At 41.5% G+C, this 24,215-nt stretch carries 19 protein-coding genes; 13 read left to right on the top strand and 6 right to left on the bottom strand.

The window, feature by feature from the left end:
• Positions 1–6: 6 nt before the first annotated feature.
• A complete protein-coding gene (locus tag PQO05_RS09045; protein ID WP_273632385.1) occupies positions 7–210 on the bottom strand; it encodes a hypothetical protein in 204 nt (67 codons plus the stop codon).
• Positions 211–616: 406 nt separating this feature from the next.
• Between PQO05_RS09045 and PQO05_RS09040 the strand changes: the two genes are divergently transcribed.
• From PQO05_RS09040 to PQO05_RS09010, 7 genes are all read left to right on the top strand, one after another.
• Complete coding sequence (locus PQO05_RS09040; protein ID WP_273632384.1) at positions 617–3,151, top strand: Kelch repeat-containing protein; 2,535 nt, start codon at positions 617–619, stop codon at positions 3,149–3,151.
• Between the two features lie 268 nt (positions 3,152–3,419).
• Positions 3,420–6,662, top strand: coding sequence for a SusC/RagA family TonB-linked outer membrane protein (locus PQO05_RS09035; RefSeq protein WP_273632382.1), 3,243 nt, complete (start codon positions 3,420–3,422; stop codon positions 6,660–6,662).
• A 14-nt stretch (positions 6,663–6,676) separates the two neighbouring features.
• Positions 6,677–8,608 carry a RagB/SusD family nutrient uptake outer membrane protein gene (locus PQO05_RS09030; protein WP_273632381.1) on the top strand — a complete coding sequence of 644 codons (1,932 nt, stop codon included), beginning with the start codon at positions 6,677–6,679 and terminating at the stop codon, positions 8,606–8,608.
• A 9-nt stretch (positions 8,609–8,617) separates the two neighbouring features.
• Complete coding sequence (locus PQO05_RS09025) at positions 8,618–9,373, top strand: DUF3823 domain-containing protein (protein ID WP_273632379.1); 756 nt, start codon at positions 8,618–8,620, stop codon at positions 9,371–9,373.
• Between the two features lie 72 nt (positions 9,374–9,445).
• Positions 9,446–11,626, top strand: coding sequence for a hypothetical protein (locus tag PQO05_RS09020; protein ID WP_273632377.1), 2,181 nt, complete (start codon positions 9,446–9,448; stop codon positions 11,624–11,626).
• Positions 11,627–11,673: 47 nt separating this feature from the next.
• A complete protein-coding gene (locus PQO05_RS09015) occupies positions 11,674–13,962 on the top strand; it encodes a GH92 family glycosyl hydrolase (protein ID WP_420490441.1) in 2,289 nt (762 codons plus the stop codon).
• A gap of 104 nt (positions 13,963–14,066) precedes the next feature.
• Positions 14,067–16,535, top strand: a complete 2,469-nt coding sequence (locus PQO05_RS09010) for a glutaminase family protein (RefSeq protein WP_273632376.1) — start codon at positions 14,067–14,069, stop codon at positions 16,533–16,535.
• A 162-nt stretch (positions 16,536–16,697) separates the two neighbouring features.
• Here PQO05_RS09010 and PQO05_RS09005 read toward each other — a convergent pair whose 3' ends face one another.
• Positions 16,698–16,850, bottom strand: coding sequence for a hypothetical protein (locus PQO05_RS09005; protein WP_273632375.1), 153 nt, complete (start codon positions 16,848–16,850; stop codon positions 16,698–16,700).
• A 138-nt stretch (positions 16,851–16,988) separates the two neighbouring features.
• Between PQO05_RS09005 and PQO05_RS09000 the strand changes: the two genes are divergently transcribed.
• The 5 genes from PQO05_RS09000 to PQO05_RS08980 all read left to right on the top strand — a co-directional run bounded on the left by PQO05_RS09000 (position 16,989) and on the right by PQO05_RS08980 (position 19,944).
• Positions 16,989–17,510, top strand: coding sequence for a hypothetical protein (locus PQO05_RS09000; protein WP_273632374.1), 522 nt, complete (start codon positions 16,989–16,991; stop codon positions 17,508–17,510).
• A gap of 368 nt (positions 17,511–17,878) precedes the next feature.
• On the top strand, positions 17,879–18,451 hold the full coding sequence (locus PQO05_RS08995; protein ID WP_273632373.1) for a phage tail protein: 573 nt from the start codon (positions 17,879–17,881) through the stop codon (positions 18,449–18,451).
• 53 nt (positions 18,452–18,504) lie between these two features.
• A complete protein-coding gene (locus PQO05_RS08990) occupies positions 18,505–19,056 on the top strand; it encodes a phage tail protein (protein WP_273632372.1) in 552 nt (183 codons plus the stop codon).
• 30 nt (positions 19,057–19,086) lie between these two features.
• On the top strand, positions 19,087–19,638 hold the full coding sequence (locus PQO05_RS08985) for a phage tail protein (RefSeq protein WP_273632371.1): 552 nt from the start codon (positions 19,087–19,089) through the stop codon (positions 19,636–19,638).
• Positions 19,639–19,770: 132 nt separating this feature from the next.
• Positions 19,771–19,944: a hypothetical protein gene (locus PQO05_RS08980; protein ID WP_273632370.1), complete on the top strand. Its 174-nt coding sequence runs from the start codon at positions 19,771–19,773 to the stop codon at positions 19,942–19,944.
• Positions 19,945–19,974: 30 nt separating this feature from the next.
• On the opposite strand, the gene PQO05_RS08975 is transcribed toward PQO05_RS08980, so the two are convergent.
• Together PQO05_RS08975 and PQO05_RS08970 are read right to left on the bottom strand one after the other, a co-directional pair.
• The gene (locus PQO05_RS08975; RefSeq protein WP_273632369.1) at positions 19,975–20,874 is read right to left on the bottom strand and encodes an SH3 domain-containing protein; all 900 of its coding nucleotides are present in this window, start codon (positions 20,872–20,874) and stop codon (positions 19,975–19,977) included.
• Positions 20,875–20,891: 17 nt separating this feature from the next.
• Positions 20,892–22,064 (bottom strand): hypothetical protein, encoded by a 1,173-nt coding sequence (locus tag PQO05_RS08970; RefSeq protein WP_273632368.1) that lies wholly within the window; start codon positions 22,062–22,064, stop codon positions 20,892–20,894.
• Positions 22,065–22,254: 190 nt separating this feature from the next.
• Between PQO05_RS08970 and PQO05_RS08965 the strand changes: the two genes are divergently transcribed.
• Positions 22,255–22,668, top strand: a complete 414-nt coding sequence (locus PQO05_RS08965) for a hypothetical protein (RefSeq protein WP_273632367.1) — start codon at positions 22,255–22,257, stop codon at positions 22,666–22,668.
• A gap of 14 nt (positions 22,669–22,682) precedes the next feature.
• On the opposite strand, the gene PQO05_RS08960 is transcribed toward PQO05_RS08965, so the two are convergent.
• Both PQO05_RS08960 and PQO05_RS08955 read right to left on the bottom strand, forming a co-directional pair.
• Positions 22,683–23,489, bottom strand: a complete 807-nt coding sequence (locus PQO05_RS08960) for a hypothetical protein (protein ID WP_273632366.1) — start codon at positions 23,487–23,489, stop codon at positions 22,683–22,685.
• A 428-nt stretch (positions 23,490–23,917) separates the two neighbouring features.
• Positions 23,918–24,214 (bottom strand): chaperone modulator CbpM, encoded by a 297-nt coding sequence (locus PQO05_RS08955; protein ID WP_273632365.1) that lies wholly within the window; start codon positions 24,212–24,214, stop codon positions 23,918–23,920.
• Between the last annotated feature and the right edge of the window lies 1 nt (position 24,215).

Genomic DNA, 24,215 nt, shown 5'->3' with positions numbered 1-24,215 from the left:
GGAAATTTATGCTTTAGCTAATTTCTTGTATTTTATTATAGCTGTAATACCTACTATAAGGCCGGCTGCCAATAAATATACAACACCTGAATTAATAGGCAGTGCAGTACCTGGAGTTGAACAGTTTCCACTTGGGCATGCTGGTGGATTTATAGCCATTACGCTGCTTGCAATGCTCAGGAATAAAGAAAGTAAAGTGTATTTTTTCATTGTTATAAGTGTTGAAATTTCTAATTTATATGTCTTTTTATTTGATCAATACAGGTTTTAACCTATTGTGCTATGAGCACTTTAAATACGTTGTATAAATATAGATACAATTGTTGTGCCCAATTAATTTAATATACCATTGATAAGGTTTTAGGCACTATTTAACATTTTCATTACTGTTTTTAGCCTTTTTGAGAATATCATTGTGGTATAAATTCCCCAAATTGGTGAATTGCTTACAGCGTAATATTTCCCCAAATGATTAACAATTTTTCGGTGCTTAATTGGTATTTCCAGACTTTCAGAAGCACCGGTATAGTTGCCGGCATATTGTGTTACCCGGAAAAACCGCTATTTTAGCACCATCTAATTATAAAAAAAACATATCAATTCTAATTTTACGTGGATGCCAAAGGCAAATAAATTTCTGTTTGTAGCAGCCGGGCTATTTTTTATTTTAATGTTATGCGCCCCGGTTTTAAGCAAAGCCGAAGGCCTGATGTTTTCATCAAATGATAGCCTGGTTGCCAAAAGGACTTCTTATGATGTTTTTAAAGCAACTACCCCGGTTTTTAAAGAACACCTGCTCATTGATTTCGACCTTGTACTTTGGGATAAAAACCATTTGGGTTATATTTTTAACGTATCAGACAAAAACAACTCCTATAGTTTAAGCTACATTAATACCGATAATACCAGCTATCTCAATTTTAACATCGATAGGGTAAGCAATAAGTTAAAGATTCCCCTACAGGATTCACAGCTAAAAAAACATAAATGGATAAAGGTTAAGGTTGATTTTAACCTGCTTAATAATACAGTAACCCTTTACATTGATAATAAACGCTACCAGGCTACAGATCTTGATTTCGGCGGCGAACTGCCCGGCAAGCTGATGTTTGGCAAAAACCAATATTATACCGAAGTGCCCAACATGGCCATCAGGAATTTATCGGTTAGCGATAACTCTTCCAAATATTTTTTCCCGCTTAATGAGTGGAAAGGTAATGCTGTACATGATGCAGATGGGGATGCTATTGGCTTTGTTGAAAACCCCATCTGGCTTATTAATGATTCGTACTTCTGGAAACCTGTTTACAAGCATCAATTTAACGAGGTTGCCGGGCTTAATTATGATACGCTGAAACAAAGGCTTTTTGTATACAAAACAGATTCACTCCTTACTTACGATCCACAGACGGGATTGTCATCATCCATTACTTACAAAAACACCCTGCCCGTAAAAATGGTGCTGGGCAAAAGCCTGTTTAACGCACGTGAAAACAAATGCTATATCTACGAAGCCTTTTACGATAAGCCTTACGGCAAAACAAGTATTGCCGCTTTAGACCTTAATACCCTATTATGGCAAAACATAGGCAAGGCTACTTTCCCCGAGCAGCGCCATCACCATAACAGTTTTTTCAATGGCAGCCAGGATAGCATTTACCTGTTTGGCGGTTATGGTTCGTTTAAATATTACAATACGTTCTTCAGGTACAACCAAAGTAAAGATGAGTGGGAAAACGTGCAATTTAAAGGCGACCGTATAAATCCGCGCTTCTTCTCGGCCAGTGGTGGTGCAGAAAATAAAGACGAAGTATTTCTGTTTGGTGGCTATGGTAACCAATCCGGCAACCAGATTATTGGCGGCAAGCAATTTTACGATCTGTACCGCATTAACTTAAAAACGCATACCGTAAAAAAATGCTGGAATATCCAGCCCGAGAAAGAAGTGTTTGTACCTGCCAACAACCTGATTGTATCTGCCGATAAAAAGTATTTTTATGTATTGTGCTACCCGCACGAGGTGGCTAAAACCAGCATCCGCCTGTATAAATTCTCCATCAAAGATGGTTCATACGAAGTGGTTAGCGCCCCGATACCGGTTACATCAGAAAAAATAGAAACAGATATTAACCTGTTTTACAACAATAAAGGCGACGAATTTTATTGCGCCATACAAGAGTTTACCAACCCATTAAATTCTACAATTAAGGTTTATTCATTAGCTGCACCTCCCGTAAGCACGGCCGATTACCTGGCAGCCATAACACCCAAAAAGAAAATGTCGGCTTCATTGCTTTATATAGCAATAGTATGTATTGTAATAGTTGCTTTATTGGTGCTTTTATACTTGTGGCGCAAAAAACAGCAACCGATCCTTAAGCCTGATATTGAAGAGGAAAGCGACAAGGTGCTGATCCCATCTGAGTATCGGGTTAAAACAAATGCGGTTTACCTTTTAGGCGAGTTTACCGTATTTGATAAAAATAGCCGGGATATCAGCTACCTCTTCAGCCCTAAAATAAAACAGCTGTTTTTGCTGATACTTTTAAATAGTAAAAACGGCAAAGGTATCGGCTCTAAAAAAATCTCGCTCACCCTATGGCCGGACAAGGATGTTGCCAAGACCAAAAACATTAAGGGGGTTACTTTTAACCATTTGCGCAACAGCATAGCCGATATTAAAGGCCTGCAGTTACTTTTTGTAAACGATACTTACGTATTTGAAACAGACGATACCTTTTTCTGCGATTATTTTGTGATCTATGATCAGTTAAATAATGCATCGGCAGAGCGCGATCAATTGATTGATGAGCATTATGATCTTATTTCCCGAGGAGGCTTATTATCAGAAATGGCCGACCAGTGGGTTGATGATTTTAAGCAGACCTATGACGAGCAATTGATGGATGCCCTATCGCCACAATTGGATAAGCTGTATAAAGAAAAAAATTTTAAGCTTGTTTTAGAACTCTCCAAGTTGATACTTCACATCGACCCGTTTAACGACAATGCTTTTAAATACGAACTTAAAAGTTATAAAACCACTAAGGGTATTGAGCACTCAAAAAAAATTTACGACCACTTTGCCCAGGAGTACAGTAAATCTTTAGGAGAAGATTACCCCATCAGTTTCGAGAAAGCGCTCCAATAGTTATTTCTGCCTGCACCTACCTGTTAAACACGATCCTTATTTTTTGATCTATGCCCATGCTATGTTCCATAATTTTTGCTAAATCGATTTTTTATACCCCAGCTATGTTTAATAATAGGGTTAAAACGCCGAGGTTAAGAAGATTTATATTGTATTAACCCATATTTTAACCCCTTTTTTAATACACTATCCTTTAAAATTGCTCAACCAATTAATTGCAGGGCGCAACCGTAGCCTGCAGTTTATTAAACCAATTAAACCATTATTTATGAAAAAAACTTTTACAAGTCATGGTAGGCTTTGTGTGTTTTATCTCAAAAAATCCCTAAGCCTCACATTTCTGGTTTCCCTCCTGATGCTCTGTTACCATACAGGCTTCGCACAATCATCGGGCAAAGTACAGGGAACCGTGTTAGATGAAAAAGGCGCCACACTGCCTGGCGTTACAGTTAAAATAAAAGGTACAAGCGTAGGTACAGTTACCGATGTAAATGGTAAATTTTCTATGAATGCTGATAAAGGCGCTATCCTTGTTTTCAGCTTTGTGGGTTACACCAGCAAAGAGATTACCGTTGGTGATGACAAAACAATTAACGTAAACCTTGCTCCTGCCCAGTCAAACCTTAGCGAGGTTGTGGTAGTAGGTTACGGTACACAGAAAAAGGTATCGTTAACCAGTGCAGTAACCTCTATTTCGAGCCAGGAAATTGTAACTACCAAAAACGAAAACGTTGAAAACATGCTTACCGGTAAAATTGCAGGTTTGCAGGTAATACAAAACACGGCAGAACCGGGCGACTTTGCTAACAACATTAACATCCGTGGCATGGGTAACCCGCTTGTGGTAATTGATGGTGTGCAGCAACCCGATTTTACAGTAACAGGTGGTAACGGCGACAATAGTGTAGGATCGAGCAATATTTTATCCCGGTTAAACCCCAATGATATTGAAAGCGTTTCGGTACTAAAGGATGCTTCTGCCGCCGTTTACGGCGTTAAGGCCGCAAATGGGGTTATCCTCATCACCACCAAAAAAGGTAAAGCAGGCACCCTGCAATTAAGCTACAATGGCACTTATGGCTGGCAGGTACCATCTGGATTGCCTAAACCGGTTAATGCAACTGATTATATGACGCTCTATAACCAGCAGGCACTACACCAGGCCAATGGCGGTAAAATTGTTTTTACCCCTGCAGATTTTGCAGCTTATGCCAATGGTACCAAGCAAAGCACAGATTGGTACGATGCTACCTTCAAAAAATCGGCGCCGCAACAGCAGCATAACCTAACGGCTACTGGTGGTAATGAAACTACACAATATCTGTTAAGCGGAAGTTTCACCGATCAGGACGGCTTACTACAAAGCAACGATTTAAACTACAAACGTTATAATGTACGTTCAAATATCACCAGTAAGGTTGGCAAAAACCTTACTGTAAACCTAAACCTTAGTGCAATTTCAGACGTTAAAAACTCGCCCGCCGAACCTTTCTGGTATACTACAAGGGAGGCATGGCGCGAGCTGCCAACTCAAACCATTTACGCTAATAACACAGCCCCATATTATTTAAAAGGGCAGGTTGACGGTGGAAACCCGATTGCGTATGGCGATGCCGACATTAACGGTTACAGCAAACAGGTTAACAAGTTTTTTGATGGGTCAATAAGCCTGGAGTATAAGGTTCCGTTTGTACCCGGCCTGTCATTAAAAGGCTTGTACAGTTACGATGAGCAGATACAGGATAACAAATTATACCAGAGCTCATACAATTTGTACGAATACAACGACGCCACTAAAACGTATACACCAACCCTTAATAATTCGCCGGCTTACGTTCAGCGTCAGTATTACGATTATCCAAAAAACACCGACCAGTTTTCTATCAATTATACCCATACTTTTGGCGGTGTACACAATCTGAGTGCCCTGATACTTTACGAAGGTAACCAGCAAAGCGGCGATAACTTTGCCGCCTACCGCCAACTGGCTATCCCTGTAGATCAGATTTCGGCTGGTAATGCTGCCAATCAGAATGCCTCTCAGGATAACAGCAACAGCGCATTGTATGAATATACCACCAATTCAATTGTGGGCCGCCTTACTTATGATTATAAAGGCAAATACCTCGCAGAATTTAGTTTCCGTAATGATAAATCATCTCGTTTTGCACCAAGCCAGGGCTGGGGATTTTTCCCATCGGCCTCATTGGGATGGCGTGTATCTGATGAAGGTTTCTGGAAAAATACCGCCGCTTTATCTTTCATAGATAACTTTAAACTGCGTGCATCTTATGGTGTACTGGGCGATGACGGTAGCTTATACTACCAATTCCTTACCGGATATAACTACCCGGCATACGGAATAGGCCAAACAGCACCATCACCCAATCAGCTGCCAAGCGGCGCTGTATTTGGCGGTAATTTTTATAACTCTGTTCAAAATAAAGGGATTCCAAACCCGGGCATAACATGGTCAACCTCGCATACATTTGATGCCGGTGCTGATCTTGATCTATGGAAAGGATTATTAAACGTTACAGTTGATTACTTTATCCGCGACCGTAAAGGCTTACTGGCCTATGCCACCTTGCAGGTGCCTGATGTTTTGGGTGCCCCGCTCCCACAAGCCAACTTAAATGGCGACAGAACACAAGGTATCGATTTTGAAGTTGGGCACCATGGCAGCATAGGTAAGTTCCGCTACAATGTTAAAGGTACCTTCCTTTACACCAATACCCGCAACACTACACGGGCAGAATCACCACAAGGAAACTCTTACCTCGACTGGTTAAACAACAGCGCCGGCAGGAACCAGGGTATCCAAATGGGTAACTCCGGTGCTGGCCAATACCAAAACTACCAGCAGATTGTTAACAGCCCGGTATATGTAAACCGTGGTACCGTAGTGGGTGACTACATTTACCAGGATTGGAACGGTGATGGCCAGATCGATGGAAACGACATCCACCCTATTGCCTATGGTAATGGTGCAAACGCAGGCCAAACTATCAATCCTAAAATTACTTACGGTTTAACGCTCGGTGGTTCTTACGAGAATTTCGACTTTAACATCCTGTTACAGGGAACCGGCATCTACAGCGTATCTTATGTTGAACAGTTAAATATCCCGCTATGGGGTGGTGGTAGTGCGTTAACCCAGTTTAACAACGACTGGCACCCGGCCGATCCTAATGCCGACCCATACAACCCGAATACAGTTTGGGTACCAGGCAAATTTGCTTATACCGGTACAACAGCTAACACCAACTCTACCTTTAACTATCAAAACGCTGCTTATTTAAGGTTAAAAAGCCTTGAGCTTGGCTACACCTTGCCAACACCGGTTTTGAAAGCAATAGGTGTTAAGGCTGTCAGGATCTTCGGCAGCGGTTATAACCTGTTCACCATTACCAGCGTGAAGTATGTTGACCCTGAGCATCCGACAGGTACTTATGGCTACCTGTACCCGCTCGACAAGTTGTATAACATTGGTTTAGACGTTAAATTTTAATTGAGAACATCATCATGAGAAAATATAAAATATTACTATTAGTAATTGCCCTCTTAACAGGAGTTTCGGCCTGCCGGAAGCTCGATATTCCGCCTAAAAACATTATTCAGGATCCTGATGTGTTTGGTTCTCCGGGTGGTATCACAGCCTACATGGCACGCCTTTACAGCGAATTACCTATCGAAGATTTCAGGTATACGCCTGATATGGGTTTAAACTTTTTCTGGATCATTAAACCAACATCGGCCACAACCGGGGAAGCTTTAAGCCGTGACCAGACAGGATCGTCATCTGAAAACTTTGGTGACTGGCATTGGGACGTATGGGGCGGTAATTATACCACTATTCACGATTGCGATTATTTTATCCAGACCCTACCAAAGTATGCCAGCACATTTAGCGCTGCACAAATAAATGCCTGGTTGGGCGAGGCCTACTTTATTCGTGGTATGACTTATTTTGCCCTCGTAAAACGTTTTGGCGGGGTGCCGATTGTTAATACAGTTTTAAATTATACACCGGGTTCAGATGTTACCGATCTTAACGTTCCACGCTCAACAGAGCAGGCCGTGTGGGATCAGGTAGCCAGCGACTTTGATTTTGCTATCACCAACCTACCGACAACCAATGCAGATAATGCTGATGGTAGCCGGGCTAATAAATATGTTGCAGCAGCATTTAAATCGCGTGCAATGCTTTATGCCGGTTCAATCGCAAAATACAATACTATCACTTTATTTGATGGCAACAACCAAATTTGCGGCTTACCGGCAAGTACAGCAGCAGGTTATTTCCAGAAAGCTTATGATGCAGCCAAATTGCTGGATGGGGCTTACAGCCTTTATCTTTCTGGCTGGTCGGCTACTGATAAGAATGCTCAGTACCAGAACTTCGTGAACCTGTTCTCTGATGCAGCAAGTAAGGAGAACGTTTTTGTACGTGAATACCAATATCCAAACTCGGTACACGGTTACGATGCATACTATGTTCCTCGTCAGTTAATGGGGCCAAATGGTTATTCATCAGAAGTAAACCCTACACTGGATTTCGTAGAGAAATTTGACGGCTTACCTAAAAACGCCAATGGCACCCTCAAAACACTGGATGCAAATGGTAATTACCTGTTGTATAACAACACCATGGACATATTTGCCAATGCAGAGCCACGATTAAGGGCTACCGTAATTTTACCGGGCGACGTATTTAAAGGACAGAACATTGAGATCCGCCGTGGTATTTACACTGGTCCAGCCTCATCAGGTATTAGTCCGCTGCTGCCTGCGGGGTCAAAATCTCAATATCCTACAACTAATTTGGTGGTATCATCAACATCGGGCCAAACCGCTTATAAACTGCCTGATGGTACGCTGATGAACCCAGCTGGCCTTAGCGGTATCTTCACCGGAGACCAAACCTGTGCAATTTCAGGTTTCTCGATAAGGAAATGGTTAAACCCTAACCTGGCTACTTCACAAGTGCTCGAAAACAATGAAACCCAAACCTGGATCGAGATGCGTTATGCCGAGGTTCTATTGAATAAAGCAGAAGCAGCGGTTGAACTGCAAAGCCTTGGTCAATCAAGCGGTGTATCAGCATCTGATGCGCCTACTATTATAAACCAGATCCGCTCACGTGCAGGCGCTAACCCATTAACCGGTATAGCTACTATTGATACCGTACGTGCTGAAAGAAGAAAAGAACTTGCTTTTGAAAACAAAACCTACTGGGATTTAAAACGCTGGAGGATCTTTAACAAAGAGCAAAACGGAACTATTTACAGGGTATTAATGCCGTTCTATTCTTCACAGGCAGGTAAGTACTTCTTCGATCAGCGTACTGACGAAAGAAATGACGTTTACACTTATGATACACGCTGGTATTACGAACAGATACCGGGCGGAGCCATTTCAAAAAGCAATAAAATAATACAGAACCCAGGCTATTAATATATAAACATGAAAAAGATATTTTATTATTCTGCGCTATGCCTGGCTATTGCCGCCGGCAGTTCATGCAGTAAAATAGATAATGAAGCGGCCCCATCATCTACCATCACAGGCAGTACAATTGATGAAGGAACCGGCAAAACCGTACAAACTGAAATCGGTGGCGGCGGTACACGTGTTAAGCTGCTCGAAACTAGTTACAGTGCCAATCCGGTGCCTATTTATTTCCAGTCGAAGCAGGATGGTACATTTGAGAACACCAAAGTTTTTGATGCCACCTACAAAGTTTCGGTTGAAGGTCCGTTTGTACCTGTGGTACAAACAAGCAGCAACGGGGCTTTATTATCAGATTCGAGCCAAACCATCGTATTGAAAAAACAAGCTAATGTTAATTTCAAAGTTCAGCCGTTTTTACGGGTTGATTGGGTAGGCACACCTGTAGTAAACCCTGATAACACAGTAACTGTTAAGGTTAAGGTTACGCGGGGTACGGCAAATCCAAGCTATTTGCTTGATGTTACCGACATTAACCTGTATGTAAGCAACACACAGTACGATGGCAGCAACAATTACGACCCAAGATACTCAACCCTTACCCAATACAGCGGTGCAACGGGTACCGGTTTGCTTGGGCAGGTAATTACTATCACTACTACCGGCGGCTCGCTTCCGGCACAGGATGTGTATTTCAGGGTTGGTGCCCGCATTAATGCCGGCCTTAACCAATACAATTACAGCACACCGGTTCTGGCATCGCACCAATAACTTATTTATAATTACCAGAGGGCTCAGGTTTTGAGCCCTCTTATTTTACATATATCTACCAATATATTTTAAATGAAAATACCTATTCTTTTTGGCGGTTTATTAGCGCTTTCTGTTTCGGCAATGGCGCAAAACACAGACCCTATTGTCTCTAAACAGAAAACTGCGTTTCAAACCAGCAGCCCCTGGATCCCTGAAATTGATGTACGCTCTGATATTGCTATCGTATACGGGGCAAATGACCATGGCAACCTCACTTTCGAGCAGCGCGTAAAATCATGGCGCGATCACGGCTACGAAGTCAACTTCATGACCGGCATTGCCTGGGGCGAGTACTACGACTACTTTCTGGGCCAGTGGGATGGCAAAAACCACCTGGGCGTTGGGCAGGTAACCAAACGGGGCGATACCATTATGCACGGCCATAACATGCCTTATGTGGTACCCGTGCAATCGTTTATCGATTACATGAAAGAAAGAGTTGTTAAACGGGTTATCGATGCCAACATCAGCACCATATTTTTAGAAGAGCCTGAGTTTTGGGCACGTGCGGGTTATAGCGCGCCCTTTAAAGAAGAATGGCAAAAGTACTACGGCTTCCCGTGGAAACCACAGGATGAATCGGCTGAAAATACTTACCTGGCCAATAAGCTAAAATATCATTTGTACTATGACGCTATTAAGCAGGTATCAGAATATGCCAAATCTTATGGCAAGAGCAAAGGGATGAATATCAAAGTGTTTATCGCGACGCACTCGCTTGTAAATTATTCATCGTGGGAAATTGTGAGCCCTGAAGCCAGCTTGGCATCACTGCCAAGTATTGATGGCTACATTGCCCAGGTGTGGACAGGTACCGCGCGCGAACAAACATTTTTCGACGGTAAAGCAAAAGAGCGTGTATTCGAGAACGCTTTTCTTGAATACGGTTCGGCTGTATCTATGACCGCGCCAACCAAACGTAAAGTATTTTTACTGACCGACCCTATCGAAGATCGTGTACATGACTGGAGCGATTACAAACGTAATTACCAGGCCACATTTACAGCGAAGGTACTTTACCCTATGGTTGATAACTACGAGGTAATGCCATGGCCGGAGCGTATTTATACCCACCCCTACCCTGTACCAAACAGTAACGAGAAAACGCTGATCCCACATTTTTATTCAACCCAGATGCAGATTATGGTTAACGCGCTTAACAGCATGCCTCTATCAGCAAATCGCGTATCGGGCGTAAATGGTATTGGTGTATTGATGAGTAATTCGCTCATGTTCCAGCGTTTCCCAACTCATAATGGGTTTGAAGATCCGCGTTTCTCTATTTTTTATGGGCAAACCATGCCTTTGGTAAAACGCGGCATACCTGTACAGACCGTCCACATGGAAAACCTGGGTTACCCGGCAACACTTAAGGATATTAAGGTTTTGGTGATGAGCTATTCGAACATGAAACCAATGACGCCGGATGTGCACACCAACCTGGCCAAATGGGTTAAAAATGGCGGCGTACTGGTATACATCGGTAAAGATGACGATCCATACCAAAACGTAATGGAATGGTGGGATACCAAGGGCAATAACTTTACGGCACCTTCTCAGCATTTGTTCAAATTACTGGGTATTGATACTAAAGCCGCTGATGGCTCTTTTAAAGTAGGCAAAGGCACCGTTTATGTGATGCGACAAAACCCGAAAGACTTTATCATGCAGCCCGGTAATGATAATGCCTATATCGATATACTGAAAAAGGCTTACGAAAAAGATGCACACGCAGGTGAGCTTACCTTCAAAAACAACTTCTACCTGGAAAGAGGCCCTTACGATATTATCTCGGTGATGGACGAAAACACCAGCACAGCACCATATAAAATAAAAGGCCCTGTAATTGATCTTTTTGACCCTACACTACCTGTATTGTCTGAAAAAGAAGTACAACCGGGCGAGCAATCGCTCTTGTACGCAGTAAATCGTGTAATTAATAAATCGCAGCCGCAGGTATTGGCCGCAGCAGCGAGGGTGTATGACGAAAAGGCAACAACCAACAGCTATTCATTCACCGCTAAAAGCCCGGCTAATACCGAAAACGTGATGCGTGTTTTACTACCGGCCAAGCCAAAAGAAACCGTTGTAAAGAATGCCAAAGGCGAAGTAATCAACGATGCTAAAACCTCGTGGGATGGATCTTCGAAAACTTTGTTAATCGGTTTCGAAAATAGTCCTGATGGTGTAGGCATAAATATCAAATGGTAGCTCTATACAGGTGTTGATCAGATCCTTAATACATAAATAATTTCTTAGTGAAAAAAACCTTAATAAATTTAACCTTACTGGCAGCTTTAAGCACATCTGTATTTGCGCAAAAGCCGGCCGGTAATTTGTCGCCTGTCGATTACATCAACCCGCTCATGGGTACGCAATCAAAGCCCGACCTATCTAACGGTAATACCTATCCGGCCATAGCCCTACCCTGGGGCATGAATTTCTGGACACCACAGACCGGCAAAATGGGTAGTGGCTGGCAGTATACTTACGATGCCGATAAAATTCGTGGCTTTAAGCAAACCCATCAGCCATCGCCCTGGATGAATGATTACGGGCAGTTTGCCATTATGCCGATGACTGGCCATCTTAATGTATCACAGGACGGTCGCCAAAGCTGGTTCTCGCATAAAACCGAGATTGTTAAACCCTACTATTACAGTGTTTACCTGGCGGATCACGATGTAACCACTGAGATTACCACTACCGAACGTACGGCACAGTTCAGGTTTACGTTCCCTAAAAGCGACAGCTCATTTATTGTGATCGATGCGTTTGATAAAGGTTCGCACATTAAGATCATCCCGAAGGAAAATAAGATTGTGGGCTACTCTACCAAATTTGCATCGGGCCCGCTTAAAAACTTCAGGAACTACTTTGTTATTTATGTAGATAAGCCATTCAACCTTACCCGTGTTTATAAGGATACCGTGTTAGCCGGTGATTCCCTCAGCGTTACTACCGACCATGCCCTTGCAGCCATTGGTTTTAAAACCACCAAAGGCGAAAAGGTTGGCATGCGGGTATCATCCTCATTTATCAGCCTTGAACAAGCCGAATTGAGTTTACAGCGCGAACAGGGACAGGACAGCTTTGATGTTACCAAACAAAAAGGCCGCGATACCTGGAACAAAACATTAAGCAGGGTTACAGTAGAGGGCGGAAATATTGACCAGATCCGCACCTTCTACTCCTGCATGTACCGCATGCTGTTTTTCCCGAACAAGCTTTACGAGATTGATAAGAACAACAAAATTGTACACTGGAGCCCTTACAACGGCAAAACCGAGCCGGGCTATATGTTTGCCGGTACAGGGTTCTGGGATACCTTCAGGGCGTTATATCCTTTCTTGAACCTTGTTTATCCATCCATCAACAAAGAGATGCAGGAAGGCCTGATTAACGATTACAAAGAAGGCGGCTGGTTGCCCGAGTGGAGCAGCCCCGGTTATTCGGACGTAATGGTGGGCAATAACTCGGCATCTGTAGTGGCCGAAGCTTATTTAAAAGGCCTGCGTGGTTATGATATTAGTACTTTGTACCAGGCATTACTGCACGATGCCAATAACGAAGGCCCGCGTGCAGCAGGCCGTCGTGGTGTGGAGTATTATAATAAGTTGGGTTATGTGCCTTACAATGTAAAGATCAACGAAAATGCTGCCCGTACTTTAGAGTATGCTTATGACGATTTTGCTATTTACCAATTAGGCAAGGCCTTACACCGCCCGGCAAGTGAAACTGATGTTTACAAAAAACGTAGCATGAACTACCGCAACCTCTTTGATCCTTCAACCGGGTTAATGCGCGGTAAAAACGAGGATGGTACATTCCAGTCGCCATTCAATCCATTTAAATGGGGCGACGCTTTTACGGAGGGCAACAGCTGGCACTATACCTGGAGCGTGTTTCATGATGTGCAGGGCTTAATTAATTTAATGGGTGGCAAAAAACAGTTTGTAACCAAGCTGGATTCTGTATTCAGCCTGCCCCCTACTTTCGATGACAGCTATTACCATTTTGTGATCCACGAGATCCGCGAAATGCAGATTGCAGGCATGGGTCAGTATGCACATGGTAACCAGCCGATACAACACATGATATACCTGTATAACTACGCCGGCGAACCCTGGAAAACCCAATACTGGGCACGCGAAACCATGAACAAATTGTACAAAGCAACACCGGACGGTTATTGCGGCGATGAGGATAACGGTCAAACATCGGCCTGGTATGTGTTCTCGGCAATGGGTTTTTACCCCGTTTGTCCGGCCAGCGGTCAGTATGTGTTGGGTGCACCGTTGTTCAGCAAGATGACTATTAGCCTTGAGAATGGTAAGAAGATTGTGATTAACGCACCAAAAAATAGCGCAAGCAACAAATACCTTAACAGCCTTAACTATAACGGCAAGGTTTACGATAACACCTGGTTAAGCCATAGTGCGTTACAACAAGGTGCTGTACTTAATTTCGATATGTCGGCAACACCAAATAAACAACGCGGAACAAAAGCCGAAGATGTGCCGTACTCTTTATCAACCGATAAATAAAAAATCAGTATAAAACTACAATACCAATGGCACAGTGGTATTGTAGTTTTTGTTGCAAAAAATGTAGTTTAGACAATTACCAAATCATAAAACCTATAAAAATCATGTATAAAACCATTAAACGTTTCGGGGCCTTTGTATTGATGGCCGTGGCGAATACGGGTTTCGCACAGGTAACCAAAGCACCTGCATATCCCTTAATTACCCATAATACTTATTTCAGTGTATGGTCTAATACTGATGACCTGAATGCATCAACCACGCATCACTGGACTGGCAAAGACCAATCTATGCTTGGCTTAATTAAGGTTGATGGCCAGGTTTACCGCTTTATGGGCAAAGAGCCCGTAAGCTACAGAACGATATTACCTGGGGCTGACGAGAAACCCTATACTGCCAAATACACCGAAACAGATCCAGGTAAAAACTGGGCTGATAATAGCTTTGATGATAGCAACTGGAAAACAGGCACAGCCCCTTTTACAGATGATAAAGCAGTGTCGAAAGAGCTATGGACAAGCCACGACATCTGGGTTCGCCGTACGTTTACCTATAGCAAAACCAATATCAATAAGCTATACCTGAAACTGCACCACGATGATGATGCAGAGGTATTTTTAAACGGTGAAAAAATAAACGCCAGCAGCGGCGCCAACGGAGATCTGCAAATGTTTGAGTTGAACAGCGACATAATCAGCAAATTAAAAGTTGGCGAAAACGTGCTGGCCCTGCATTGCACCAACACAGGCGGTGCCGCCTGGATTGATGCCGGACTTGCCGATGAATTAAAACCAACTGAGCATGCAGAACTACAAGTTGCTAAACAAACAAGTGTTGATATTAAAGCTACCCAAACCGTTTACAACTTTAAATGCGGCGAGGTTAATCTGCAACTAACATTCACTTCTCCCCTGCTGATGAATGATCTGGCTTTGCTGTCTCGCCCGGTATCGTACATTACTTACAGCGTAAAATCAAACAATGGTAAACAGCATAAGGTGCAGGTTTATTTTAGCGCATCTGCCGATCTGGCGCGTAATAAGCCTAACCAGGCAGTAACCGCTAAACAATATACCAGCGGTGCATTATCTGTTTTAAAAGTGGGTACTGTTGAGCAACCTATACTGCAAAAGAAGGGTGATGATGTACGCATCGACTGGGGCTATTTATATGTAGCTGCCCCTAAAACAACCGGTAGCACGCAATACATCAGCAGTAACGAGGCTGGTGTAAATTCATTCTTTAAAAACGAAACTAAGTCGACTACTACCGAAGGTACCGATGTAGTTTTGAATACCGTAATTCCATTTGGTTCGGTTGGTGCAACGCCAGTAAGCAAATTTGTTGAACTGGGTTATGACGATATTACTCCTGTACAGTATTTCCATACCGATTTAAAACCATGGTGGCAAACTGCACACCTTAAAACCATGGATCAGTTACTGGCTAAAGCTACAGCCGATTATGCTCCTGTTTTAAAGAAATGCGAAGCCTTAAATATTTCCCTGTATAATGATGCGGTTAAAGCCGGTGGCGATAAATATGCCAAGCTATGCGTATTGGCTTACCGTCAAAGTATTTCTGCACATGTATTGGTAAAAAGCCCGCAGGGTGAAATTTTATTTCTGTCGAAAGAGAACTTCAGTAATGGTTCAATCAATACAGTTGATATAACTTATCCATCTGCCCCTCTATACCTCATCTATAACCCCCAGTTGATGAAAGGTATGCAAAATGGTATTTTCTACTTCAGCGAAAGCGGAAAATTTGATCATAATTTTGCTGCGCACGATCTGGGTACTTACCCCATTGCCAATGGACAAACTTATGGCGAAGGCATGCCGGTTGAAGAGTCGGGCAACATGCTGATCGTTACCGCTGCCATTGCAAAGGCAGAAGGCAACGCTACTTATGCCAAAAAGCACTGGAAAGTTTTAACCGAGTGGGTTGAATACCTAAGTAAAGAAGGCTTAGACCCGGCCAACCAACTTTGTACCGATGACTTTGCAGGTCACCTGGCACGCAATGCCAATTTATCGGCCAAAGCTATTGTGGCTATAGGCTGCTACGCACACCTGGCTGATATGCTGGGCGACAAAGCAACTGCTACCAAATACCACACCATGGCCAAAGAAATGGTAGGCAAATGGATGAAAATGGCTGATGCCGGCGACCACTACTCGTTGGTGTTTGACAAGCCGGAAACCTGGAGCCAGAAGTATAATATTGTTTGGGATAAGATCCTGGGCTTAAACTTATTCCCGCAATCGGTTTATGACCGCGAGGTTAAGTTCTATCTGACCAAGCAAAAAGAGTTTGGCTTACCGTTAGACAGCCGTAAAACCTATACCAAAAGCGACTGGATTACCTGGACTGCAACCTTAGCCAAAAACCAGGCTGATTTTAAAGCGCTGATTGCCCCGGTTTATAAATACATGGAAGAAACCCCAACGCGTGTACCGATGAGCGATTGGTACGAAACTACCGATGGCAAGCAAGTTGGTTTCCAGGCACGCAGTGTGGTTGGCGGCTACTATATTAAAATGCTGGAGCAAAAATGGGCTGCTAAATAATATAAGTCTAATTCGATTTTATCGCCGGAGCACAAAAAAGGGTTTTCAATAAATATTTGAAAACCCTTTTTTATAAATTTATAAAGCATACCTGTATCATCGCAGTTGATGAAAAAACACAACGGCGCCAAACGTTATATACTACAATAGTAATTCCAACAATTATGATACATAAAGCGCTGTATCACCAGGTAAAGCATTTGCTTCGGTGTTTACATTTGAGAGGCCCGTTTCGATAGCAATAACTTCTACTTCCGGGTTTATCCATGATTTTCTTTCGCCGGTCTTTGATTTTGGAGTTAATTGGTTTTCCATAATACTAATATTATTCTCATTTACAACAAGTTAAAAACAATATATCACAATAACAAACTGTTATTTCATATTAACGATTTACAAAAACCATTTTCAACTAATTCTATTTGTGCTTAACTTAGTTTAAACCTAAATACAATGGATTATCTTTTTACCACATTTCTACCTTTTCTGGAGGCTATCGGCATCGATTACAGCCTTGAAACCATTAACGAAGACACCTTTTTACCTGGCCTGAAACTAAGAAGCGGTACTTTAGTTATTGATACCGAAAAGCTACTTTACCCAGGCGATGTGCTGCATGAAGCCGGCCACCTGGCCTGCGTACCGCCCGAGGTGCGCGAAAGCTTAAGCGATACCATTGAAAATAATGATGCAAATGCTGCTGTAGAAATGATGGCGTTGGCGTGGTCGTACGCAGCTGCTTTACACCTCGGCATCGACCCATATATTGTGTTTCACGAACACGGCTATAAGGGAGGGGCAAAAGGTATAGTGGAGGGCTACCAAAACGGCAACATAATGGGTATACCAATGCTGCAAATATACGGTTTGTGTTATGATTATAATATGGCAACACAATTGAATACCCTACCATTTCCATACATGCAGAAATGGGTATGTGAATTTAATCCGTTTGAAAAACCAAATATCATTTAGATAAGTAAATATTTTTCCAGCATCTCAAAAAGCGGCTAACCAATGGTTAGCCGCTTTTTTATTTATACAGTACTTATTTTAATTACCTCATTAACAAATAATATAATATTTACTTTAATTATTAACTCTTGAAAAACAATAAATTAGTTATAAACATAAACTATATCTATACATTTTATTCATATTAAAATAAGTTGTTTTCACCTATTGTTTTTATGTAAATATTTACCTTATTTGTGGTAACCAATACCTCAAATATCATGAATAAGTTTCTTTTCTATAACTATAGGTTAAATGCCCTATACATCTTCCAATTAGATATTCTAAAATTAACCTTACTAAAATAAATCACAAAAAACAAAAAATCTATGGACGCTTTTGTTGGAGAAATCAGACCTTATGCCTTCGGTTTTGCCCCGCGAGGATGGATGCCATGCAATGGACAAATACTACCTATTGCATCATACGCTCCGTTATTTAGTATTCTCGGTACACAATATGGTGGCAATGGCTCAACAACCTTTGCCTTACCTAACATACAAAGTTCGGTGCTTAACGGCTCGGGCACCTTGCTTGGTGGCGATACGTATACCGTTGGTGAAATGGCCGGCGTAAGCAATGTTACCTTACTTTCTACCGAAATGCCTGCGCATACACATACCGTAGATGGGGGCACCGCAACCAGTGCGATATCTGCGGTTACCGTACCTACAAATTCCAGCTATATAACAAACTCTTTTTCAAAAGCTACCCCGGGTGCCACAACCGGATTAAGCGGTAAAAGTTATATACCTGGCACGCCACCTCCTACCGGCTTAACAAATTTAAACCCAACCACAATTGGCATTTCGGGAGGCAATTTGGCACACAATAATATGGCACCGTATCTGGCTATTAGTTACTGTATATGCATTTCGGGTGTATTTCCAACCCGTAATTAAGCTGCCATATAACATATCAAATAAACTATTTACAATAATTAAAACAAACTAAAATGGATTATTATCTTGGCGAAATACGAACCTTCGGATTTGGAGTAATACCCAAAAACTGGCTTTCATGTAGTGGACAAATTTTAAGTATCTCGCAAAACCAGGCACTGTTCTCTTTACTTGGCACCACCTATGGCGGTAATGGAGTTACAACTTTTGCACTACCTAACCTACAGGGAACCGCACCTTTAGGTTATGGAAACGGCCGTGGCACATCAACTGTACTTGGTGAAACAGCCGGTACAGAAAATGTAACACTTATTAATAGTCAATTGCCAATGCACAACCATATTTTAGAAGCAGTAAATGCGCTTGGAACATCTAATATTGGTGCAGGCGTTAACTATCCGGCACAAATAGGTATACAAACAATAAGTACCCCACATACTGCTTTTGCTTCAAATGGGTATATTAATCAAATAGGTCCGGGCACTATACTTCATCCAAACTCTATTGCCCCAACAGGCGGAAATGCACCGCATGAGAACAGGATGCCTTTTTTAACACTCAATATTTGCATTTCCTTAAGTGGAGTTTTCCCATCAAGAAATTAACAGAAACCTAAACCATTAAAAAAATAAGATATGACACCTTATGTAGGAGAAATAAGAGCCTTCGCAGGAAATTTTGCTCCGGCCAACTGGCATATATGCGATGGCAGTTTAATGTCAATTGCAAGTAACGAAGTATTATTCACTTTATTGGGTACCACTTATGGTGGTGATGGGGTACAAACTTTTGGATTGCCCGATTTAAGGGGCCGTATTATAGTGAACCAGGGAAGAGCAAGATCAGGTACAAATTATCCTTTAGGTATGCCTGGCGGAGCAGAAACTGTTACGCTTACAACCACTACCATGCCAGGTCACAGCCATGCCGTTAACGTGAGTACCCAGGCCGGCACTACAACCAGTCCAGCAAATAATTTTTTTGCAGCACCAACAGATCCAACTGCTACCAATCCGCAAACTGTATCATTTTATATGCCAGCTAACGCCCCTGGCTTTACTGTGCATACGCTTGCGGCAGGCGAATTAACGCCGTCGGGAGGCTCGCAGCCGCACGAAAACAGGATGCCTTATTTAACAATAAGCTATATTATATCGCTGTATGGGGTTTTTCCATCATCAAACTAATTTCGCGTAACGAAATGTCAATTTAAATAAATAACAATAAGATTTTTTGGTAAAAGCTTATTGTTATTTATTTAAAAATATAAAATACAATATAAAATACCACATTAAGCTATAAATCAACAATTTAAATCAATGAAAAATAAAGAAGAAAATAAAAGCACAAATAAAAAGGAATGGATTACACCACTAATTGAAATAATTAGCAAGGACGCTATTGAAGGAGGAAAACATCATGGTGCGACCGAAAATCACTCGGGATATAAACTCCCCAGCAATCCAGGTCAAACAACTAATGGTTATTCTTAGTAAAATGTACAATTGGGAGTGTTAAGCATCTTAACAGTACCAATATCCATAACCTTTAAACTGCCCGGCCAGGTTAACCCACCATTTGTTATTGTTATAATAAGGCAGGTTTTTTGCGCCTGCTTGTGATAGTAAAGGGCAAACCACAACACCTGCTGACCGGGTTGCAGCCCGGTCGGCTTTTTCTGGTATCACACAGCAAATATGCCCGCTTTTTGCAGGGTTAATATTTGCTGCGCATATTACCCCTACCCGGCCTTCATTTACTTTGTTTTGCAGTTCGTCCAGGTCGTAAGTGCGGGTCCAGCCATAGTCATCGGCCCAGTCTTCCAGCCAGGCAAACAGGCCATTTGCACTAACCTCATCAACTGTAATACCATATAGGGGGCTTACAGTTTGCCCGGCTTTTAAATCGAGTAATGCTTTGCCACGCCACCATACACGGGGTAAAAATACACCTGCCAGGTAGCAATAGTCGTAGGCGTAAATATTACAATAGGTATGTGTATCCCTTTGGTAGCGTGCGCTTTTATCAACCTGTAAATAAGCTATGATATTATGCATGGTACTTATTTTATCGGCATCACCGGCAGCAGGGTCAACCCTGGGCATATTAGATTCGGTAAGCGGGTATTGCCATGCCGCATGGTTATCTCTTCGCGAGGCATAGTTACCCTTCAGGTTAACCGGCTTTAAATAGCCGGTATCGGGCGTAACAGGGGCTGCCGGCACCGGCGCCAGATACTTTTTTGCGGCATACCCATCAACAACCGGCTTGCGGTTAATGCAGGACACCTTATAAAAAGAATCGTTAGAGCCATCTGTTACTTCAACCACTTCCTGGTCTTTCAGCACCGTTATGATGTTGCCGGCGTTTATGATCGGCGCACTTCTTAAATTTAAAAACGAGGCTGTTACAAAGTATTGCATCAGTTTAGTATTTAAGTTTAACCTACAATATTCTCAGTAGGGCTGGTAGTTGCCGAGCTATCGCCGGTTGCCGGAGGGGTAGTGCCAGCCGGAGGTGCCGTTTTATTTTCGCCGGTTTTAAGGCCAACGTATGCCGCGGTACTTAACCCCATTAATGAAAGCTCCAAAGGCCCAAAATTAGGCATATTACCCGTGGCAAGTACTTTATAGAAAAATATAACCCCGAAAATAAGAGTGAATATAAGATTTTGGTAGCGGTGTACACTAATACCATCATCGTCTGATAATACATCCTGGACAAAGTTAACACCCGGCTGGTCCTGATGGCGGTCTTTATCACTCTGGCTGTAATCAACCACGGCAGCAAAACTGGTTCCGGCCACACTAATACCCAATAGAATCAGTGTCGACTGGCTCAGCAACGCAAAATCATCACGGATGGCAAACAACAGCATATAGCAGCTAATAATAATAACAGTCCACCACAGGAGTTGAAAACGAGACAGGCTATAAGGCTTATGGGTTGGTTGCGATGATTTATCTTTGATAAGATTGGTTTTAAAAACAAACGCCAGAAGTACCGATACAATTATTAATATAGCTACAGCTGCCCAGGCCCATAATAAACCTGCTCGGCTGTACATTTTTATAAATAAATTATTTTCTGTACTGCAGGTATACTGTTTTAGCCTGGTGCCAATATCAACTTTAACACCCAGGTAATCGTCGTTAAAACCATACCATTTGTTCCAAACGCTATCTTGCTTAGAGAGGTTGCAGGTTAGGGTAAAATATTTTATAGACGTGTCTTTAGCGTTTACACAGGGGCAATTATAATTTACAGCATAAGGCATCCTGATATTGTTAATATAGATGGCATCTTGCGTCTGATTTTCAAACGGGGTGTGCGAACCGGATACGTATATAACTATACGCTTGGTAAAATCTGTCCGCAAGGGTTTAATTTGGCCGTTTTTTGAAGTGTCCCCTTCGAGCTTTATAGAATCTATCGAAAAATTAGATGAAGGATAATCTTTAATAATTGGAGTAGTGTGTGCCTTTGAAGTATCGGCTGCTTCTGTATTAGGCAGCACGTTTACAGCTTGCGAAAATGCATTTACCGGCACTAAAAAAACGGCAGCTACCCAAATGGCAGTGCGCAAAAACAGAATTCTAATAAATGTAGGCATGATTTAAAGGCTTGGTTATCAAGCATGAATGTATGATATAAAATACTATTTCACAATAGGTTTAAATCATAATTTCATTTTTTTGTTATTAATCAGCCAACGTAAAATATGATGATGTTATTTACAATAATTACTTGCTTTTGATATTACAATGGCATCATTTTTAAATTAAGCATTGTAGCTTTACCCAATGAAAAACAAGAGGGCTATTTTATGGGTAGTAATAATAATTGCCCTGTTATTGGTATTATGGAACGTTTTTACCCAACCCGGCCCGGCAGATTTAAAAGGCAATTTTAAAGAAGTTGCTTTTACACGGAATGAACAAAATACCGGCCCTGTAATACGGGTTTATGCAGTTACCGTATCTGATACACTTTGGAAAGAAATGATTGATTATGGGAACTTTATGCCTTATAATAAATATGGTAACACCAAAGTTTATTTCTTTCTAAACAGAAACCCGTATCCCAAACAATTAACTATTGGCAATATTAATTTCGACAGCAGATTTAACAACTATTGCATTGGCCTATATCAAAAAGATGTAATGAGCCAGGTGAACTTAAAAAAGTTACCTTTTGCAGCAGAAAAGAATAAATAACCCATTCTGGCTTATTATTCTTTTTTAATAGATTGACGAGGAGTTTCAGCGATGTGGTGAAAGTTGTATTCTAAATTTATCTCAGCCGGGCTTGAAAATGAATTTCCTTCCAAAACTTTTAAAAATCTTTTTTTGTGGCTTTTTACCATTGATATTAAAAACAAACACATGGGCAATACCCACAACCAATGAGATAAAAATCGTGTAATGATATGGAACCAGCTAATCCGGGGAGCAGGGTCTGCATTTACTTCACCAGTTACGATGTGTTTAAACAGCGATGATATTTGAGCCGGGGTAAGTACGTTTTTATAATAGACAGCCATGTGATCGCCTTGCACCAAGTAATCAAAACGTTGCATGTTCTGATTTGTTTGAGGCTCGAGATTGGCATCAAAAAATATCCATTGTTTATTAATTTCTGCTTCAACGGCATAATGACCATCAAAGCCTACCTTACGATATGGGATGTTTTTAGCTTTAAAAACATTCATTAGTACAATACTTTGCTGGCTGCAGGCAGCCATTGGATATTTCAAAATATCATTGGCATCAACAATTGCCGAAACGTCGTACCAAACATATCGCCCACCCAATGCGGCAATCCAGTTTTCATTAAGGCTATAATGGCTATAACTATGAAAAAAGCGATCTTCAACCGTTTCTAATATTAAATACGCGTATAAATTAGTGTTTTGCCGAATCCCCTTTACAGCAGCAACAGAATCTATATAGGTTACAAGTTGATCAGTATTTTGAATTTTACTGGTGAGTTTTGCATCAAAACGTTCATTTTTTAACGGCTTTTCAGGCAGAATCATCAAGTGCCTCGACGACAAATTCGGGATAAATAAAATGGCTGATACAAACAATAGCCAGTATTTCATTTTGAGAAATTAGGTGTGTGAGGGGGTAATAACACAAGTTTAATTAATAAAAATTTAACATAAAAGAACCCTTTAAATTTTATTCAAAAATAATGCCTTTTAAGTCAGTATTTTAAATTGGCAATAAAACTGTAATTTATATGCTGAAAATGCAAGTATTTGCCCTGCCTTAAAATGAATGAATAAAATGATTGCCGGAAAATTGCTCGTATAACAAATCCGCCAATTTATAGAATTACAACAAATGCAATATATACCTACTAATCAATTAGTTAAGAGGTGTATTTTTTAATACATCTACGAAATAAACACTGGTGAGGTTTTATAAAATAAAGGATATTTAACATTTACGGTATTATTAATTAATACTGCCTGTACAAACTTAGCTTGTTTTTAAGATTAGTGTTTTGCCTTTGTAATTCTTCCATACGTTGCAGCATATTTACAACCACTTCTATACCAGCTATATTAATATCAAGATCATGATGCAAACGTACCATCTTTTCGAGTTGTTGCAATTGATCGCCCGCAATAAACCGCTGCTCATTTACAAGGCTTAAATGTATTAAACCATGCTCCTCGAGCTCACTGATAAAAGAATATTCAATTTCATGATAGGTGCAAAACACGCTTGCTTCTATTAAATTTTCTGTTGCCATT

Source organism: Mucilaginibacter jinjuensis (assembly GCF_028596025.1).
Taxonomy (GTDB): Bacteria; Bacteroidota; Bacteroidia; order Sphingobacteriales; family Sphingobacteriaceae; genus Mucilaginibacter; species Mucilaginibacter jinjuensis.
This window is presented reverse-complemented; position numbering and strand designations above follow the sequence as displayed.

Bases quoted from the DNA above. Each gene is read 5' to 3' on its own strand.
- PQO05_RS09040 (WP_273632384.1), top strand. From the start codon at position 617: ATGCCAAAGGCAAATAAATTTCTGTTTGTAGCAGCCGGGCTATTTTTT.
- PQO05_RS09005 (WP_273632375.1), bottom strand. From the start codon at position 16,850: ATGGAAAACCAATTAACTCCAAAATCAAAGACCGGCGAAAGAAAATCA.
- PQO05_RS08990 (WP_273632372.1), top strand. From the start codon at position 18,505: ATGGATTATTATCTTGGCGAAATACGAACCTTCGGATTTGGAGTAATA.
- PQO05_RS09010 (WP_273632376.1), top strand. From the start codon at position 14,067: ATGTATAAAACCATTAAACGTTTCGGGGCCTTTGTATTGATGGCCGTG.
- PQO05_RS08960 (WP_273632366.1), bottom strand. From the start codon at position 23,489: ATGATTCTGCCTGAAAAGCCGTTAAAAAATGAACGTTTTGATGCAAAA.
- PQO05_RS08975 (WP_273632369.1), bottom strand. From the start codon at position 20,874: ATGCAATACTTTGTAACAGCCTCGTTTTTAAATTTAAGAAGTGCGCCG.
- PQO05_RS09035 (WP_273632382.1), top strand. From the start codon at position 3,420: ATGAAAAAAACTTTTACAAGTCATGGTAGGCTTTGTGTGTTTTATCTC.
- PQO05_RS09030 (WP_273632381.1), top strand. From the start codon at position 6,677: ATGAGAAAATATAAAATATTACTATTAGTAATTGCCCTCTTAACAGGA.
- PQO05_RS08965 (WP_273632367.1), top strand. From the start codon at position 22,255: ATGAAAAACAAGAGGGCTATTTTATGGGTAGTAATAATAATTGCCCTG.
- PQO05_RS08995 (WP_273632373.1), top strand. From the start codon at position 17,879: ATGGACGCTTTTGTTGGAGAAATCAGACCTTATGCCTTCGGTTTTGCC.
- PQO05_RS08970 (WP_273632368.1), bottom strand. From the start codon at position 22,064: ATGCCTACATTTATTAGAATTCTGTTTTTGCGCACTGCCATTTGGGTA.
- PQO05_RS08980 (WP_273632370.1), top strand. From the start codon at position 19,771: ATGAAAAATAAAGAAGAAAATAAAAGCACAAATAAAAAGGAATGGATT.
- PQO05_RS09045 (WP_273632385.1), bottom strand. From the start codon at position 210: ATGAAAAAATACACTTTACTTTCTTTATTCCTGAGCATTGCAAGCAGC.
- PQO05_RS09025 (WP_273632379.1), top strand. From the start codon at position 8,618: ATGAAAAAGATATTTTATTATTCTGCGCTATGCCTGGCTATTGCCGCC.
- PQO05_RS08985 (WP_273632371.1), top strand. From the start codon at position 19,087: ATGACACCTTATGTAGGAGAAATAAGAGCCTTCGCAGGAAATTTTGCT.
- PQO05_RS09000 (WP_273632374.1), top strand. From the start codon at position 16,989: ATGGATTATCTTTTTACCACATTTCTACCTTTTCTGGAGGCTATCGGC.
- PQO05_RS08955 (WP_273632365.1), bottom strand. From the start codon at position 24,214: ATGGCAACAGAAAATTTAATAGAAGCAAGCGTGTTTTGCACCTATCAT.
- PQO05_RS09020 (WP_273632377.1), top strand. From the start codon at position 9,446: ATGAAAATACCTATTCTTTTTGGCGGTTTATTAGCGCTTTCTGTTTCG.